The following is a 19,573-nucleotide window of genomic DNA, read 5'->3' as shown; positions in this document are numbered from 1 at the left end:
AAGTATGAGAACGTACACAAGACATATAATAATAGCTATAGTTTTAATAACAGCTATAGTTGGTAATAGAAGTTATGGTCAAGAGTTTTTTGCACCAGTTCAAAACCAATATATTGCAGATAATCCATATTTAATATCTAGTGCTTATGCAGGTATTGGAGATTGTTGGCAGGTTCGAGCTTCGGGATTTGAACAGTGGGTTGATATTGCTGATGCCCCAGGAACACAGTCAGTGTCTATAGATGGTCGTATTTCTGATCGTTCGGGTGTAGGAGCTATTTTATTTAATGATAAAAATGGAGCAACTTCTCAAAAAGGTGTACAATTATCTTTTGCACACCACTTGACACTAAATGAGTATACCAATCAATACCTATCCTTTGGTATTAGTTATAAGTTTACTCAGTTTGGAATAGACACATCTCAGTTCAATGATGGAGACCCTAATATGCCGCCTAGTGAAAGTTTAGAGAATGTTACAGTAAATAACTCCAACTTTGATATTGGAGTATTGTATCGATTAGGAAGATTCTTCTTAAGTGCTAATGCGGTGAATTTACTACAGAAGCAAATAGATGATTTTAATCCTACGGAACCTTCTTCTATACAGAACTACTATGTGTATTCTGGATATACTTTTTATGATCGCTTTAGCGATATAGAAGTAGAGCCTTCAGTGTTATATCAGAACTTTGCTGGTGATGGTAGAAGTACAGCGGATCTTAATTTAAAAGTACGTAAGTTACATAGAGGAGATTATTATTGGGCTGGAATAAGTTTAAGGTCATTAGTAGATCAGGATTTTAAACCGTTATCTGTTTCTCCGATGATTGGTATTAAAAAATCTAATTTCTATGTTGCCTATGGATATCAGGTAAATGTGAATGAAGTATTTGATGCAAGTAACGCAGCAGGATCGCATATGATTACTTTGGGGATTGACTTTGGATGTAGACAAAGTAAATGTGGATGTACTTATTAAAATAAATCGTAAATAACTACTCTTTTTACTACGATAAAATATAAATATTGGAAACACTTATCTATTAGATAGGTGTTTTTTTTGCCTTTAAAATGTAATTGTTACCATGTTTAAGAACATAAAATAACTGACTGAACCACTATTAAGATTAGTTATAGACATAAAAAAAGAGAATATTAATCTGTATAGGTCAAATAAAAAATAAAGTTATGGTAACATTTTCCTTTGTTATGATACTTACATTAAAAACCAGATTTATCAATTTTAGAAAAAATGAATAAAAAATTACGTCTCGAATTAATAGCGATATGCTTGTTACTTGTTAGCACCACAGTTTTTAGTCAAGAAACTGTTCCTTTTCAGATTAGAAAATCTATCTCAGGTGTTAAAGGAGATTTGATCATGACCGGTAACGATATTGTTGGTATGATTGAGGACAAGGATGGAAATAGATTTACAGATCCTAATGGAAATTATAACGGTATTGATAATAATGGTAATACTGTTACTGCTTATATAGATGTAGATGATGATCCAACTACTTTTAGTTCAAGTGAAGCTAGGTTAACAGCTCCGAGAGAAGAGTGCAGTAAATTGGTATATGCGGGATTATATTGGTCAGCAAATTATTATATGACAAGAGCGAGTAGTCCTAATAATTTTTTGGATGCTGAAATTGCAAGTAATTCCGATACGAATACAGCATTAATTATAAATAATGGCCCACTAGCTCAACAATATGCTGTAAGAAATGCTGAGTTTGATAATGATAATGTCGATATACAAAGAAGTCCGGTAACTTCTTATTTGGTGGTAGCTCAATCTATCGATGGTTGCAGTATTACTAATGAGGCAGAGTTAACTGGCAATATAGCAGTGCTTAGAAAAGGAGGTACTTGTTCTTTAAGAGAGAAAGCTGTAAATGCTCAAAATGCCGGTGCGGTAGGAGTAGTTATTGTAAATGATAATGGTCTTTTACCAAGACTTATTGGGAACGGACCAGAGATAACAGTACCCGTAGTATCTATAGGTAATGACGATATTAGTAATGCTAATTTTCTTGATGAAGATTTAGTAACGCTTCTTCAGTCACAAACTAACGTAGTGTTAGCTACTTTATCTACGGATCAGGGAGATGATGTTTTAACAGACCTTCCCCTTATTGATCCAAGAAAACAGGGGCCAGCAGACTTTAGAAATGTAAAATTTAAAATTCCCGGAGGTACCTATATAGATGTTGCTGCTACTAGTGTGGTTTTTGATGGATATAGCAATACACCTACGAATCCTTTGGGGAATACCGCAAATGATGAATTTCCTTATGTATGTTATGCAGATGTTACTAGCTTATTGGATCTAGATAATCCTTTTGGAACGTATACTGTTGCCGATATGAATGCAACACAAGGTTTTACAAGTGGTGGAGATGGAGCTTGCGGAGGATGGGTTTTAGTGGCTATTTATGAAGACCCTCAAGATGATGCAAAATACATAAGTATTAGCGATGGATTTGCTCAGATATTTAGTGGAGATGCCCCAATAGAATTTACATATAATGGTTTTATGACACCACAAGGAAATCTACCAGTATCTACTAGATATGGAGTGGCATCATTGGAAGGAGACTTTAGTTTTGATGGAGACCAATTAAATGTATTGAATACAAGTGGTGATTATGTTGCATTAGGACAAGGGGCTGACACGGCTAATCCAGCTACAAATTTTTTTAATAGTTCAATTTCGTCTGATGGAGCATATGTTACGAGCAGAACTCCTAATTCTAGAAATACCCAAGGATTTGACATCGATATTTTTGATTTGCCAAACCCAAGTAATTCGATTATTGGAAATGGTCAAACTTCCGCAGTATTTCAATTAATAACGACTAGAGATAGATTTAGTGTTTTTTTAAATTCTTTTTCTACTACAACAATGGAACCAGAACTTAGTTTGGTACAACGTGTTTTTAACGCAGATGGAACCGTTGAAATTACTGGAGGAAATGTTGAGCTAGGAGACGAAATTATATATGATCTAGAAATAGAAAACGTTGGTAATGAAGATTTCATTGATGGATCGGTAATAATTACAGATATACTTCCGGTAAATACAAATTTATTAGGTATATCTGACGAAACGCTACCACCAGGAGTGACATATTCGGAGATATCTCCAGGAAGATTACAATTTCTGGTACCAAGTAGCCTATTGGAAGTAACAAGCGATGCGATATCCATACGATTTACAACCCAATTAGTAACTAGCTGTAATGATTTAGCAGATGCATGCTCTGACCAAGTTATTAACACAACTACTGTTTCATATACAGGGTTATTCTCAGGAATAGCAATTGTGGATGATAATGGAGTTTCATCAGACAGTTGTAACTCTATACCAGAGGTAATAGGAAATACGATTATAAATTTTGCTCCTTGTCAAATTGATGTGCCATTTTGTGGAGGAGAGTTATTATTAACAGCGGGAAATGGATATAGTAGTTATACTTGGTCGGGACCGGGTATTTCAACTCCTATAGTTACTACGAGTAATACATTTCAGGTTCCAAATCCTCAAACAGGTGTTTTTAAAGTAATAAAAGAAGATGTTGATGGGGCGGATCCACAATGTATAACATCAGTAGAAGAGTTTAATGTCGAAGGTTTTAGCGACATCCAGAATCCAATTTTGGACTATGTTAATGGAACCACTGTGGTAACAGAAGATTGTAATAGTCTTTCTATTCCACAAATTTTACTATGTGGTGATCAGAGCTTATTTTTAGAAACAAATTTCGATTCATCTGTTTTGGATGGTATTTCTTGGCAACGTTTAAGTTATTCAGGTACTTGTCAGGCAAATTTTAATGATCCTTGTTCTTTATTAGATGGTAATTGTACAGATGCTAACTGGGAAGAAGTTACAGGTGGTAATACTTCAAGTTATACAGTTTCAGAAGTAGGGGATTACAGAATTCTTGCAGAATTTGAAGGTGGATGCGTTATTCCATTTCATTTTAGTGTATTTAAAAATGAATATCAACCAGAACTCTCTATGAATCCTATAGGTTGTGATAATGAAGGTAGTGTTAGTGTTGTAAATGTACTAACTAATTTTGCTTTTAGCTTAACTTCTGGAGGACCTTACACTAATACTACAGGAACATTCGTTATTTCTGCAGAGGGAGATGTAACAGTATATGCTATAGATAGTAACTTTCCTGGATGTGAATATGTAGCTACGATTAATGTGCCTTCTGTTGATCCTGTAATTTCTGTAACTAGCGTAGATCCTGTATGTGCAGAAGAATTTGGACAAATAGAAGTTGTTATTACAGACGGAACACCTCCATTCACTTATATTTTGGATGGAAATGTGGAAATTGGCCCCATAGTAGAAGACACAATAACTTTTGATAATGTGGAAATTGGAGATCATGAGATTCAGATAATAGATGGTAACCAATGCGAAAATTTCGAAAATGTTAGTATTAATGCACCTAATGCTATTATTGAGGTGTCTAACGCTATTACGCCGGTAACTTGTGGAGGGTCAGATATTATTACTGATTTAGGAGCTATAGATTTAACTATAAGTGGAGGGACAGGACCATATACATATACCTTGGTAGATGCTGCGAATATAGCAATTACACCATTGATTCCTTCTATTACTATTTCTTCAAATCCAATTTTAACTACGGCTACAGAAGTTCGCTTTGAAGGGCTTAATTTTGGACAGTATTATATTTTCGTTCAAAGTACAGATAATATCAGTGGTTGTAGTCAGGTATCATTTGGACCATATGACATGGTATCACCACCAGATGATTTAATAACTAATATAACTGTAGGCCCTAGTTGTTCAGAAGGTATTATTCTAGATGTCGTTCTGCAAGGAGGTGCAGGTATAAGTCCTCCAACAGATCCGCCGCCAGGTTTTGATATACGCATTGTCGGTGAACCATCGCCAGGTCTTGGAGATTTTGTGCCGCTAAATGATGGTGAAGGAGGATCAACAATAGTAGATGCCAATACACCAATAAGAGATCATAAATATTCTGGTTTAGCATTTTATAGAGCTTACACGATTGAAGTTAGAGATAATGCTACAAATTGTATCTATAGGGAATTAATTTCACCAATTAACCCTCCGTCTGAACCAAAAATTTTGAATTTTACTGTTACTGATGCAAGTTGTGGACAAGTGCCAGATTCAGGAGACGGGGAAATTAGTTTTGAAATTTCGGAATACGATCCATTCGTAACTCAAGTCTCATGGGAAGTATTTTCTCAAATTACGAACGTTTCTTTAGGAGTTGCGTATTCTGGAACTGCAACGAACCTAACTGGAACCAACGTTCCCGTAGCTATATCAAATTTTTCAGCAGGTCAATATTACGTAATTGTTAGAGAAAATGGTACGAGTTGTCCAGCTAGACAAGATTTTGTGATAGATATTCCCGATTCATTAAATTCAGTTCCAACAAATATAACACCAGCGAATAGTTGTGGTGATAATGCACAGATAATAATGCAAACAGATGGTGGTACTCAGTTTGATATTTCTCAGACAGCTGATGGTTATACCTATGCACTTACTACTGATGGGGCTAGTAACCCAGGTGTTTATCCTATAAATAACAATGTAATTGATTTGGGTAACGTCGCTGGTGATTTTGATATCTGGGTTTCAGATGCTAATGGATGTAGTTTTGGACCTGTAGATGTTAGTGTAATAGTAAGCCCACTTCCGACAGTTGTAGCAAGTTTTATAGATGATTGTGTTTATGATAATAATAATGTAATAAGTGTTGAAGGAACAGGTTTTGGTACCTTATTGTATCAATTGGATGACGGAACTGCAGTAGTAGGTAATATAGATAATAATAATCACCAATTTATAGTAGCAACATCAGGAACTTATGTAGTAACGATTACAGATGAATCCGGGTGTTCAGTGAACACAATCGTTAGGGTTTATGATGAGTTAACAATTAGCGCGGCATTTACTACAGCTCCTACTTGTGGTGATGCTAATGGAGTGATAACAACGATGATAACTGCAGGTGCTGCCGAAGGAACATTATCCTATGAATTACAAGATAGCACTGGAACACCTGTTGCTAATACAACAGGAAATTCTACTGGAGAATATACTGGAGTCCCTTCTGGAGATTATATCGTTGTTACGACTGATGATGGACGAGGAACAACTTCTTATTGTTTTTTTAACGCAATGATATCTGCAGAGGATGTTATTCCGATTACGGCAGATATAGCAATCACCCAAGATTATAATTGTGATACATCTGGAGAAATCACAGTCTCAAACCCAACAGGAGGGAATGGTCAATATGAGTACAGCTTAGATGCTATAATTTGGTCGGTAAATAATCAATTTATTGGATTAATAGATGGAGATTATACGGTTTATATAAGAGATTCTAATACAATTACTTGTCCTGTTTTATTAGGAACCTTGACCATAGATCCAATTAATGAGGTAGTAGATCTTGATTTTACAGCTTCAGACATTACTTGTTCTGCTTCTTCTACGAGTATTACAGTAATTGCAACCGGAACTAATGGTGCTAGTATTTTTGAATATAGAATTAGTGCTCCGATAACAACTCCTTGGCAAATGTCAAATACATTTTCTAATTTGGAACAAGGATACACCTACACCTTTGAGGCAAGAACAGATGATAGCTGTAGTTATACAGAAGATTATGGAATAGACCCTATAGCTCCATTAGTTGTAACGGGGGAGTTAGTATCGGATATAAGTTGTAATGGTGATGCCGATGGAATTGTAAGATTGGAAGTTTCTGGAGGAATACCACCATATACGTTTACATCTTCTTTAAATCCAACTTTGTTCTATTCTGATAATGCGGATGGTGTTACTGGTCAACATATGTTTACAGATATTCCTACGGGATCTTATGAATTTTTAGCTCAAGATAGCCTAGGTTGTAGTTTTATTATTCCGATAACACTCATAGATCCATCAAAACTTTTGGTATCCGTGGATATCGATGAAACCGGAACAATTATCGTAAATGCCAGTGGAGGTACACCAGCTTATGCCTATCAATTATTAAGTGCCGATGGAATTACGACGCTCTTCCCAGAACAAACAAGTAATACTTTTGATGTTGATGTTTCAGGTGAATATGTGGTAAAAGCTCTAGATGTAAATCGTTGTGAAGTCCTAGAATCGATTACGGTAACAATAACTAACCAAAATCCAATCATTGATTATGCGGATGAAATTCTATTCTGTGCATTGATAGGACAGGGTTATCCGGTTATTAGTATTCAGGATGAAAATGGAGAAGAGGTCGATGTATCTTTTACAAATGCAGCATCTATTGTATGGCAAAGATTGGATGATATTTCTTGTAATAGACCATTTGATGAAACTTGTCCAACTACAGATGATAGTTGTAGTTCGGATTGGTTTGATTTTGAAACAGGGGCTGATTGTATGGTCTTAGAACCTGGAGAGTATAGAGTAGTTATTACATTTGCTAATAGAGTAGCACAAAGCACGGAAATATATTATTTTAGAGCAGAAGGGAACACATTAGATGTAATAGAAAATGAAAAGACAAATATTCATCTATATCCAAACCCAGCAAATACTTTAGTAAGTATTAATACAGATATAAGTTTAATAAAAGTTTTTGATGTATCTGGAAAGTTAGTGTTACAAAGTATCCAGAGCTCTTTTGATATTAGTTTACTAAAAAAAGGAGTGTATTTTACAGAAGTTGAAACTAGCAAAGGTGCTAAGAAAATTATAAAATTAGTAAAGCAATAACATTAATTGTTTTCATAGTACAAAAGAGCACTTTTATAGTGCTCTTTTTTTATGAGGTAATTACATATAACCCAAAAACAGCTACTATAAAATAGCATGTAATAGTTAAAGCACCTGGATAGTCCTTAGCAACTCGTTGACCAAACAGAAGCATTAAAAGAGTTATACATGCAGCGAACATTGCTGCAATTGCAAATCCAATATGATTATCCATTATTAAATGATAGATACCACCAATACATAGGATTGAAGTGATGATTTCAATAATTAAAACAGACCCTAGAAGGGTCGGTACCATATTTCTTAAAAATGTTTTTGAAAAATGCTCTTTTAACCAACCTAGATTTCCTTTCCAGTCTGCAATTTTATCGATACCAGATTGTAAAAAAGTGATAAGTAAAAACAGTAAAATCGTAATTGAAACAATATGAGTCATAAAATTGTCCATAAAATTGAGTTTAGTTTTGAAATTCTAAAAAATGCTTATAAAGCTTTTTTATGCAATAATCGAGTAAGTTTAATAGATAGATCAGTCAAGATGATTTTTGCGTTACCATTGCGTTCTATATGATAAATTGCGTCTTGTAATTCATTACTTATATCCATGATATTACCACCGTGAATGAATGGTGCGAAATTCTTAAGCTTAAAACCATTAGTTTTGGGTTCGAGGAATACAAGATCTTCTGCATTATAATTTAATAATAATGCTTGTCTAAAAAAATCAAGACAATAGTTTAAAAACCTTTTTTGTGTTTCCCTTCCTGATCCTGCGATAGATTCACTCCAATTGATTAAATCATTAACTGCAGATTTATTTCCTTTAGCTCTAAAAGCTGTTCGCACCCATTGTATAAACCAGTCTTCAAACTGTTCATCACCACCATCGTGATGTAATAGGTGTAATGCTTTACTATAATCTCCATTTGCTTGGTGTGCAATTTTTAAAGCTTCTGTATCAGAAACATTTTCTGATGCTTTTAAGGCATCTTTTATAACTTGTTCACCCAAAGGAGGAAAGTGTAATACTTGACATCTAGACCTTATGGTTTGTATCAATTGCTCTTCGTCTTCCGTAATTAAGATGAAAACGGTTTTTTCTGGAGGTTCTTCAATTAGTTTAAGCAACTTATTAGAAGCAGCGACATTCATTTTGTCAGCCATCCAGATTAACATGACCTTAAAACCACCTTCGTAACTTTTTAACGATAACTTTTTTACAACATCCAATGCTTCATCAACACCTATCTGTCCTTGTTTTTTTTCAATACCTAGTGAAAGATACCAATCAAAAATACTTCCATAGGGGTTGTCATTTATAAAAGCTCTCCATTCTTCAGCGAAGTGATTGGCAGTAGGGTGTTTTTTTACTTTATCATTAGTGGCCACAGGATATGCAAAATGTAAATCTGGATGTGCTAAATGATCAAACTTTATATTACAAGAAGAATTACCTCCTGTGTTCTCACCTTCTTTATTTTGACATAAAATATATTGTGCATAGGCAATAGCCATTGGTAGTGTCCCGCTACCACTAGGTCCTACGAAAAGTTGAGCATGAGGAATACGACCTCTTTCTGCACTAGTGGTGAGGTAGCTTTTGATATGTGAAAGCCCTAATATTTTTGAAAAAAGCATAAAGCAAATATAATTTAATAATGTACAATATGTATCGCGTGTAATAGATATAAATTAAATGTGATTTTTTCATTGAAAGCTCTCTTTTTGCTAAAAATCGATAAAAGTGGAAGTTTGCAGAAAAATTAGTTTAATTTTTCTAATAGTTTTCAGTGTTTTTGAGGAAATAAAATTATTTTCGTTTACCAAAATCAATCCAATCCGATGAAGACAATTAATGATTTCAATTTTGAAAATAAAAAAGCATTAATCAGAGTAGATTTTAATGTTCCACTTGATGAAAATTTTAAAGTAACTGATAGCACTAGAATTCAGGCTGCTAAACCAACTATTATTAAGATATTAGAAGATGGTGGAAGTGCTGTTTTAATGTCACATTTAGGTCGTCCTAAAGGAATTCAAGATGAGTTTTCATTAAATCATATTGTAGATCAAGTTGCGGATGTAATTGGGGTACAGGTAAAATTTGTATCTAATTGCGTAGGAGAAGAGGCGGAAACAGCAGTTGCTCAATTAAATCCAGGAGAGGTATTACTTTTGGAAAACTTAAGATTTCATAAGGAAGAAACAGCTGGTGACACTAATTTTGCAGAACAATTATCAAAACTAGGAGATGTTTATGTTAATGATGCTTTTGGAACAGCGCATAGAGCACATGCCTCTACAACGATTGTGGCGCAATTTTTTCCAGAAAATAAATGTTTTGGAAGTTTATTAGCAAAAGAAATCGAGAGTATTGATAAAGTACTTAAAAGTGGAGAAAAACCAATTACGGCTGTTCTTGGAGGCTCTAAGGTTTCTTCTAAAATTACAATTATAGAAAACATCCTTGATAAAGTAGATAATTTGATTGTTGGTGGAGGGATGACGTATACATTTATTAAAGCGCAAGGAGGAAAGATAGGAGACTCTATTTGCGAAGATGATAAACAAGAATTAGCATTAGAGATTTTAAAGAAAGCTGAAGAAAAAGGAGTGCAAATACACTTGCCGGTTGATGTAATTGGGGCAGATGCATTTGATAATAATGCTAATACAAAGGCAATGAGTGTAGATGCAATTCCTGATGGGTGGCAAGGATTAGATGCAGGACCAGAAACGATAAAGAATTTTCATCAAGTAATTCTAGATTCTAAGACAATACTTTGGAATGGACCTTTAGGTGTTTTTGAAATGGAAAATTTTGCTAATGGAACAATTGCCTTAGGACATTCTATTGCCGAAGCTACAGAAAAAGGAGCTTTTTCTCTTGTAGGTGGTGGCGATTCTGTTGCTGCGGTAAAGCAATTTGGATTTGGTGACAAAGTGAGCTATGTTTCTACTGGTGGAGGAGCGATGTTAGAAAGTCTAGAAGGAAAAACACTTCCGGGTATTGCTGCTATAGAAAATTAACAATCGACTAAATTATTGTAAGAAAAGTCTTAATAAACTCTAAAGTTATTAAAAATCAGTCGTTTCGACTGATTTTTTTATGTTTTTAACTTGTTGATTTTTTGCGTTTTAGAAAAAAAATGCGATTTTCGCAGCAGTGTTGTTAATAACTTGTTGAAAGTTGACACTATTTACCCTTAAATATCCGTTAGTTTGAGTAATTGTAAACAATATCTGAAAATGATTAAAAATTGTTGGTTTTATCTTAGTTTTCTTTTTTGTCTAGTTTCGTTACAAGCACAAGATACAATCCCACCCGTAAGCTCTAAAGCGAAACCTTCAAGAATAGTAACACTTGATAAAGAATTAACATTACAAAAAGATACAGTTCAGGTAGTAGATACCACTAAAGTTATTAGTGCGGTCGGAGAGCTTAAAACAACTACATTTACTAAAACAAGTGTTAAAGATAGTGTGATGTATGCGATTGAGGATCATCCTCAATTGGCCAAGTTAGATTCTATTTGGAAACAAGAATTGTATAATTCTAGTTTATTTGATACTATTTATAAATCAGTTACCGAATTGGATTATAAGCCTGTCGAATATGTAGATCTTCCAACAGATACATTAAAGGCCAGATTAGCAAGATTAAATGCACGTACACCTTTTAACGTTGAATACAATACCTCATTAGAAAGTGTGATTAAAAATTACCTAAAAAATCGCCATGAGCATCTTGAGAGATTGATGGCATTGAGCGAGTTTTATTTTCCATTATTTGAACAAGAATTAGATAACCAAAATATTCCATTAGAAATAAAGTATTTAGCCATCGTAGAATCTGCGCTAAAACCTAGAGCGAAATCAAGAGTTGGAGCTACAGGATTATGGCAATTTATGTTTGGAACCGGAAAAATGTTTGGATTAGAGGTAAGTTCATATGTAGACGAACGAATGGACCCTATTATGGCTACGCAGGCTGCTTGTAAATATTTGGCAAGTCTTTATCGTGTATTTGGTGATTGGGATTTGGCATTAGCATCTTATAATTCAGGACCAGGAAATGTAACAAAGGCGATCAGACGAAGTGGGGGATACACAAATTACTGGAATATTCGTCATAATCTGCCAAGAGAAACTGCGGGGTATTTACCAGCATTTTTAGCTACAATGTATATTTTTGAATATGCGGAAGAACATGGTTTTAAACCAAGAAAACCAGAATTTGCTTATTTTGAAACAGATACAATTAAAGTGAAGCAGATGATTACCTTGGATCAGGTATCCGAGGTTATGGATATTAATATGGAGGAGTTACAATTTTTGAATCCTTCCTATAAGTTAGATATTATTCCTCACATAAAAGATGAAAACTATGTTTTGCGTTTGCCGTTGGATCAAGTAGGTAAATTCGTTGCTAATGAAAACCAAATATATGCGCTAGCACAAGAAGAGTTTAATAAGAGAGAAAAACCACTCCCTAAGCTTATTGAAGCTAATGATAAAATAAGATACCGTGTACGTAGCGGTGATTTTTTGGGAAAAATTGCCAGAAGATATGGTGTACGCGTTAGCCAAATAAAACGATGGAATGGGTTACGTAGTAACAATCTTAGAATAGGACAGCGATTAACTATTTATCCAAGACGCCCCGTAGTTGATAGACCAAAAAAGAAAATAAATACACAAAAAGCAGTTGCAAGTACGAATCCTAGTAGTTCCGAAACGTATACAGTAAAATCGGGTGATACCTTATGGAGCATTTCACAAAAATTCAAAGGAGTTTCGATAGAGAATCTGCGAAGTTGGAATAATATCAGCGGTACCGGAATCAAACCTGGTATGAAGTTAAAATTATCGAAATCTTAATCGTCATTTATTGATTAAAAAAATGCAATTGGAACGGTTTATGATGTTATAACGCGAAGTATATCCGTTATCTGGATAGTATTATTTTTAATATTATAACATCCCAAGTATATTTGTATTATGAAAAAACTAGCTCTAGCCATCATTTGTGTATTTTGTATAGTAAGTTGTACAGAAACTAAAAAGAATACTTCAGAAAAAATTAATGGTTCACTCGCACAATCCATAGGTAAGATTAATGAACTATCTGTAATTATAGATAATGAACTTTGGACAGGTAGTTTAGGAGATACAATACGAAAGTATTTTGGAGCAGAAGTCCCTGGTTTACCACAAGAAGAGCCGTTGTTTTCTATGAGACAAATTCCTCCAGACGTTTTTACTGGTTTAGCTAGAAGATATCGTACGTTTCTAAAAATTCAAGAAGGCGATGAGTCTAAAGTATATGTTGCAAATAATAAATACGCAACTCCACAATTAGGATATGTAATTACTGGAACTAGTCAGGATGAGATTATTCGTCTGATCCAAGAACGGTCAGCAGGTATGATCGCAAAGTATAAAAAAGTAGAAATGCGAGAAAAACAATATCGAATTAAAAAATCGGTAGAATATATTCCGCAGCTAAAAGAAAAAATAGGTATTACGCTTAAAATACCTTCTGCATATCGCATTGCTAAAGAAGAAGATAAATTCTTTTGGTTGCGTAAAGATATTACTAATGGGGATATGAACCTGATGATATATGAACTTCCTCTAGGAAGTATCCCTAAAGATTCTAGTACAATTGCTAAAATTATTAAAGTAAGAGACTCTATAGGAGTATTAAAAATACCTACTAATTCCGGAAAATTTATTACAGAAGAAGCATATGCACCTTATCTTTATGAAACCAAGTTAGATGATAAATTTGCTTTCGAAACTAAGGGAACTTGGGAAATCAAAGATCGTTATATGGCAGGACCTTTTGTAAACTACGCAATCGATGATGTAGCGAATAATAGACAATTGGTAATAGAAGGTTTTGTTTTGGCTCCATCAGTAAGAAAAAGAAATTTCATGTTCGAATTGGAGGCGATTATCAAGTCCATTAAATTTGAGTAGAAATAGGTAATTTTATATATATTTAGCGGTTTAAAAAATGTAATTAATGAATATTGTTTCTTATATCGCTAAACAGGTTCCTGTTTCTGAAAAGCAAATCACCAAAACCATCGAATTATTAAATGATGGTGCCACAATTCCATTTATTTCTAGATATCGTAAAGAGATGACTGGTAATTTAGATGAGGTAGAAATTGGTGAAATTGTAAAGTATAAAACGGTTTTTGAGACCTTACAGAAAAGAAAGGAAAGTGTACTTGCTTCTATAACAGAGCAAGAAGCGCTTACTCCAGAGTTACAAAAGCGAATAGAAGCTGCACAAACGCTATCCGAAGTAGAAGATCTATATCTTCCATATAAGAAAAAGAGAAAGACGAAAGCAACCGTTGCTAAGGAGCAAGGACTTGAGCCTCTGGCAAAAATAATCATGGAGCAACGAGAAGAGGAGATTCTTTTTGTGGCATCTCAATATCTTAATGATACGATCATTAATGAAGAACTAGCATTACAAGGCGCAAGGGACATCATTGCAGAATGGGTAAATGAAAATGAAAAGATAAGAAACAGACTTCGAAGATTATACCAACGTAGAGCAGCAATAACTTCTGTGGTTATTAAGACAAAAAAAAACGAAGACGAAGCTCAGAAATATCAACAATATTTTGAGTGGGAAGAACCATTGCATAAATGCCCTTCGCATAGATTACTGGCCATTCTTAGAGCAGAAAACGAAAAGATAGTAAGAGTAAAAATTACAGTTCCAGAAAATGACGCATTAGATATCATTGATGATGTAATGATTACATCTAATGTAGAAACTTGTACGGATCAAGTATTTTTAGCAATTGCTGATGCATATAAAAGATTACTTGCACCAGCGATTTCTACCGAAGTATTAAATCTAGCAAAAGAAAAAGCTGATGATAATGCAATTAAAGTTTTCGCTCAAAACCTAAAACAATTGCTATTAGCATCTCCTTTAGGCCAAAAAAGAATATTAGCGTTAGATCCCGGTTTTAAATCTGGATGTAAAGTGGTTTGTTTGGATAAGCAAGGAGATTTACTTCATAATGAAAATATCTATCCACATCCGCCACAACGTGAAACGACCAATGCTATAAAAAAGATTAGATCTTTAGTAAATGCTTATAAAATTGAAGCGATAGCGATAGGAAATGGCACTGCTGCTAGAGAAACAGAAGCATTTATTAAAAAAATTCCATTCGAAGGACAGATTCAAGTTTTTATGGTTAATGAAAGTGGTGCATCTGTATATTCAGCTTCAAAAATTGCTAGAGCAGAATTTCCTAGTTATGATGTTACAGTTCGTGGAGCAGTTTCTATTGGAAGACGATTGGCAGACCCTCTAGCTGAATTGGTTAAAATTGACCCTAAAGCAATTGGAGTAGGACAATATCAGCATGATGTTGATCAAAACAAGCTAAAAAATGAATTGGATACGGTAGTGATGAGTTGTGTAAATAGTGTAGGTATTAATGTAAATACAGCCAGTGCACCATTATTAAGTTATGTATCCGGAATCGGAGACAAGCTTGCTGAAAATATTGTTAACTATCGATCGGAAAATGGAGCTTTAGCGTCCAGAGAGCAATTAAAAAAAGTGCCTAGACTTGGAGGAAAAGCATATGAACAAGCAGCAGCGTTCTTAAGAATAACAGAACCAAAAAACCCATTAGATAACTCAGCAGTACATCCAGAAAGATATAAGTTAGTCTCTAAGATGGCTAAAGATGCTGGAGTTTCCTTAAAAGAATTAATAGGAAATAAAACAGCAATTACTAAAATTAGGTTACAAGATTATATTTCTGAAGATGTTGGATTACCTACCTTAACAGATATTGTAAAAGAATTAGAAAAACCAGGTGTTGATCCTAGAAAGAAGGCAACCGTTTTTGAGTTTGATCCAAATGTAAAAACCATTAATGACTTAAAATCAGGAATGAAATTGCCAGGCATCGTAAACAACATCACTAATTTTGGATGTTTTGTCGACATAGGTATTAAAGAAAGTGGATTAATACATATTTCTAAACTTGCAAATGAGTATATAAGTGATGTGAATGCCGTGGTCCAATTAAACCAACATATAACGGTTACTGTGATGAGTGTGGATCTATCCAGAAAAAGGATTCAACTTTCATTAGTTGATTAAAACGTTTAAATAAAGTCAAAAAAAATACTCCTTTTATATAAAAGGAGTATTTACTATATTTTTTATGCCCCAATAATTACGGTAGTAAACTTACAGTAGCATTTTTTTGAGTGATTCTTGTATTTTCTTCTTTGTTTACAAGATTTGTTAATCTTGTTGTTTTTTGAGTATCAGTATTAAAACCGTTTTTTTCTAATAAAAGGTTATAAAAGTCTTTTTTAGTAGTATTAGTAACTTCTTTCTTGTTTTCCTTGATAGTAATGTCAAAGTTATTTGCCTTTATAAGTGCATTATAAAAATCTACTTTTGATGCTTTAACAGTAGTTGTATTTTCATTAGTGTTTTGAACAGTAGTTTCTTGAGCACTAATAGTTGAGAAAGAAAATAAAATTACGATGGTAAAAAATATAGTTTTCATAGTTTGGGGCTTTATGAAGTTACTTACTTATTTGATTCAAATTTAACACGAAATAATGGTGTTATAAAACATATGAATAACTTTTAGATGAAGTGGTTTTTTATTTCGATGAAATACACAAATTTTATGGTTTTACCGTAAAAACAAAATGCTTTTTGTGTCAAAACAACGATTTTATTGATGTTTTTAGGAGAATATTTTTTATTTATATGCTGTAAATGAGCTAGATGTGAGATTTTTTAAAATGGAGGTATAATTTTCACAAATCGTTAACAGCTGTGGTGTTTTAATTACTATAAGAGTAAGTTCTTTTGGGAAAACAAGGATTTCATTAATAAAAAATGCCCGACTTAATAAGCCGGGCATTTTTCTACTATATACCTATAGGTTATTTTTTCTCTTCTATCTTATTCGGATCTTCTTCTTCTTTAGAGGCGTCTTTAAACTCTTTGATTCCGCTTCCTAAACCTCTCATCAATTCTGGAATTTTTTTACCTCCAAATAAAAGTAAAACCACAGCAACTATCAATGCAATTTGCCACGGGCCTAACATTCCTAAAAATACACTTAATGACATCATGTTCTTAAATTTAGAATACAAAGTTAATAAGATTTAGGTAAAAAAGGCATTTTTAGACAGCTAAAAACTTCTTTTAAGAGAATATTCACACCTTATAATAAGACTATTCACTTTTAAATAACGTTTTAATATAAAATTTGGCATTTTTATCCGCAAGGAGAATATGTATATTTGCGTATCTAACACAACTGTCGATATTAGATTGATGTATGGCTAAAAAGAAAAAAGAACCAAAAAGAATTACTAAGAAGCTATTAAACAAGTATCGATTGGTAATTCTTAATGAAGATACTTTCGAAGAACGAATATCATTTAAGCTTACTAGGCTAAATGTATTTGTATTGTTAATGATTACTTCTATTGTTTTGGTTTCTTGTACAACTATTTTGATAGCGTTTACACCACTGAGAGAATATATTCCTGGATATTCTTCGACCTCTCTTAATCAAAAAGCAACTAGATTAGTTTCTACGGCAGATTCATTAGAAACTGTATTAGCAGTTAATCAGGAATATTATAATTCTATTAAAAAAGTACTTAACGGAGATGTTAAAACTGTTGAGTTTGATATAGATTCTGCTGTACAGTCTCAAAAATTAAATCCAGATGAGGTTGATTTAAACCCATCCGAACAGGATATAAAACTTAGAGAAGAGGTATCTAGAGAAGATAAATATAGTTTGTTTGAGAGTGAAAAATCAAGTACTGATTTTTCGCTTTTCCCTCCTGTTAAAGGAAGTATTACATCTAAGTATAATGTTAATGAGAAACATTATGCCATTGATATTGCTGTACCAAAAGACACTCCAATTAAAGCTGCTGCATCTGGAACTGTAATTTTTGCAGAATGGACTTCAGAAACAGGTCACGTGATTATATTGGAGCATGGAAATAGTCTACTTACGGTTTATAAGCATAATGCTTCTTTAACCAAACAGCAAGGCGAGTTGGTAAAGTCAGGAGAAGTAATTGCAACCGCTGGATCTACGGGAGAACTTTCTACAGGTCCGCATTTGCATTTTGAATTATGGAGAGATGGATATCCGACAGATCCATCAAAGTTTATTGATTTTGAATAATAAGATACAATGTCTATTAAATCATTAGGGGCAAAGATTTTTGCAAAGCGCATTCGCAAAAAGATAAATAAATGGGCAAAGAATCCCGTAACTACACAAAAACGTGTTTTCGATAATTTGATAAGTTCAGCGAGTAATACTGCTTTTGGTAAAGACCATGATTTTGGTAGTATAAGAACTCATAATGATTTTATTAAAAAAGTACCTGTTCGGGATTATGAACAGCTACGTTCGTATGTTGATCGAGTTGTAAAGGGAGAAAAGGACGTATTATGGCCGGGAAAACCGATATACTTTGCAAAAACTTCTGGAACCACTAGTGGAGTAAAGTATATTCCCTTAACACCGGATTCTATGCCAACTCACATTAGAGCGGCAAGGAATGCAATACTATGTTATGTAGCAGAAAGTAAGAATGCGGCTTTTGTTGATGGAAAAATGATATTTCTACAAGGAAGTCCGGAACTTGTAGAAAAAAACGGAATTAATTTAGGTCGACTTTCGGGTATTGTTGCGCATTATGTTCCCAAATATCTTCAGAAAAATAGATTACCGAGTTGGGAAACGAATTGTATTGATGATTGGGAAACTAAGGTAGATGCTATTGTAGAGGAAACGGTTAATGAAAACATGACTATTATTAGCGGAATTCCTCCTTGGGTACAAATGTATTTTGAAAAACTTAAAAAGAAGACCGATAAACCAATTGGAGAGCTTTTTAAAAATTTCGAATTATTTATATACGGAGGTGTAAATTTTGAACCATATAAGGCTACTTTCGAAAAACTAATAGGAAGAAAAGTTCCCAGTATTGAGCTATATCCCGCTTCTGAAGGTTTTTTTGCTTTTCAGGATACACAAAATGAAAAAGGAATGCTTTTGCAGTTGGATTCTGGGATGTTTTATGAATTTATAAAAGCTGATGAGTTTTTTCAAGAAAACCCCAAGCGATTAACAATCGGCGAAGTTGAAGTTGGAGTAAATTATGTAATGCTTATTTCTTCTAATGCAGGTCTATGGGCTTATAATATTGGAGATACGGTTATGTTTACAGGGACTTCACCATACAGATTAGTGGTTTCTGGTAGAATCAAACACTTTATCTCTGCTTTTGGAGAACATGTAATTGGTAAAGAGGTAGAACAAGCAATTAAAGAAGCAACAGAAATAACAGGTACTATAATTAAAGAATTTACAGTAGCACCACAGATTAATCCAGAAGACTCAGAATTACCATATCACGAATGGTTTATAGAGTTTCAGGAAAATCCCCAAAACCTAGATGATTTTGCTATTGAGATTGACAATTCTTTGAGAAAACAAAATACGTATTATGATGATCTTATCGTTGGTAATGTATTGAGAACTTTAAAAGTTAGGTCGGTTCCAAGAGATGGTTTTAATTTATATATGAAATCTATTGGTAAACTGGGAGGACAAAATAAGTTACCAAGGCTTTCTAATGATAGAAAGATTGTAGATTCCTTAGGAATCAGTATAGGTAAATAAGTTATATATTTGTTAGGAAAAA

At 33.7% G+C, this 19,573-nt stretch carries 12 protein-coding genes; 8 read left to right on the top strand and 4 right to left on the bottom strand.

Features of this window, described 5'->3' with window-relative positions; genetic code table 11:
- Positions 1–4: 4 nt before the first annotated feature.
- Together J8L88_RS01185 and J8L88_RS01180 are read left to right on the top strand one after the other, a co-directional pair.
- Positions 5–982 carry a type IX secretion system membrane protein PorP/SprF gene (locus tag J8L88_RS01185; RefSeq protein ID WP_027394492.1) on the top strand — a complete coding sequence of 326 codons (978 nt, stop codon included), beginning with the start codon at positions 5–7 and terminating at the stop codon, positions 980–982.
- A 273-nt stretch (positions 983–1,255) separates the two neighbouring features.
- Positions 1,256–7,807 (top strand): PA domain-containing protein, encoded by a 6,552-nt coding sequence (locus J8L88_RS01180; protein ID WP_211059742.1) that lies wholly within the window; start codon positions 1,256–1,258, stop codon positions 7,805–7,807.
- Positions 7,808–7,856: 49 nt separating this feature from the next.
- Here the strand turns inward: J8L88_RS01180 and J8L88_RS01175 are convergent, their stop codons facing one another.
- Together J8L88_RS01175 and J8L88_RS01170 are read right to left on the bottom strand one after the other, a co-directional pair.
- Positions 7,857–8,255, bottom strand: coding sequence for a hypothetical protein (locus tag J8L88_RS01175; protein WP_027394490.1), 399 nt, complete (start codon positions 8,253–8,255; stop codon positions 7,857–7,859).
- Between the two features lie 35 nt (positions 8,256–8,290).
- Positions 8,291–9,445 carry an ATP-binding protein gene (locus J8L88_RS01170; RefSeq protein WP_211059741.1) on the bottom strand — a complete coding sequence of 385 codons (1,155 nt, stop codon included), beginning with the start codon at positions 9,443–9,445 and terminating at the stop codon, positions 8,291–8,293.
- Positions 9,446–9,649: 204 nt separating this feature from the next.
- Here J8L88_RS01170 and pgk point away from each other — a divergent pair, with 204 nt between their 5' ends.
- From pgk to J8L88_RS01150, 4 genes are all read left to right on the top strand, one after another.
- Positions 9,650–10,837, top strand: a complete 1,188-nt coding sequence (gene pgk / locus J8L88_RS01165; protein WP_211059740.1) for a phosphoglycerate kinase — start codon at positions 9,650–9,652, stop codon at positions 10,835–10,837.
- Between the two features lie 219 nt (positions 10,838–11,056).
- Positions 11,057–12,688, top strand: a complete 1,632-nt coding sequence (locus J8L88_RS01160; protein ID WP_211059739.1) for a LysM peptidoglycan-binding domain-containing protein — start codon at positions 11,057–11,059, stop codon at positions 12,686–12,688.
- Positions 12,689–12,808: 120 nt separating this feature from the next.
- Positions 12,809–13,792, top strand: coding sequence for a DUF4837 family protein (locus J8L88_RS01155; protein ID WP_027394486.1), 984 nt, complete (start codon positions 12,809–12,811; stop codon positions 13,790–13,792).
- A gap of 46 nt (positions 13,793–13,838) precedes the next feature.
- Entirely contained in the window at positions 13,839–15,965 is a 2,127-nt protein-coding gene (locus J8L88_RS01150) for a Tex family protein (protein ID WP_211059738.1), read from the top strand.
- Between the two features lie 76 nt (positions 15,966–16,041).
- Here J8L88_RS01150 and J8L88_RS01145 read toward each other — a convergent pair whose 3' ends face one another.
- Complete coding sequence (locus J8L88_RS01145) at positions 16,042–16,383, bottom strand: hypothetical protein (RefSeq protein ID WP_211059737.1); 342 nt, start codon at positions 16,381–16,383, stop codon at positions 16,042–16,044.
- A gap of 388 nt (positions 16,384–16,771) precedes the next feature.
- A complete protein-coding gene (gene tatA, locus J8L88_RS01140) occupies positions 16,772–16,963 on the bottom strand; it encodes a twin-arginine translocase TatA/TatE family subunit (protein ID WP_027394483.1) in 192 nt (63 codons plus the stop codon).
- A 209-nt stretch (positions 16,964–17,172) separates the two neighbouring features.
- Here tatA and J8L88_RS01135 point away from each other — a divergent pair, with 209 nt between their 5' ends.
- Both J8L88_RS01135 and J8L88_RS01130 read left to right on the top strand, forming a co-directional pair.
- On the top strand, positions 17,173–18,042 hold the full coding sequence (locus J8L88_RS01135) for a M23 family metallopeptidase (protein WP_211059736.1): 870 nt from the start codon (positions 17,173–17,175) through the stop codon (positions 18,040–18,042).
- A gap of 9 nt (positions 18,043–18,051) precedes the next feature.
- Entirely contained in the window at positions 18,052–19,551 is a 1,500-nt protein-coding gene (locus J8L88_RS01130) for a GH3 auxin-responsive promoter family protein (protein ID WP_027394481.1), read from the top strand.
- Positions 19,552–19,573 lie beyond the last annotated feature (22 nt).

Source organism: Aquimarina sp. MMG015, from assembly GCF_018100855.1.
Lineage (GTDB): Bacteria > Bacteroidota > Bacteroidia > Flavobacteriales > Flavobacteriaceae > Aquimarina > Aquimarina latercula.
This window is presented reverse-complemented; position numbering and strand designations above follow the sequence as displayed.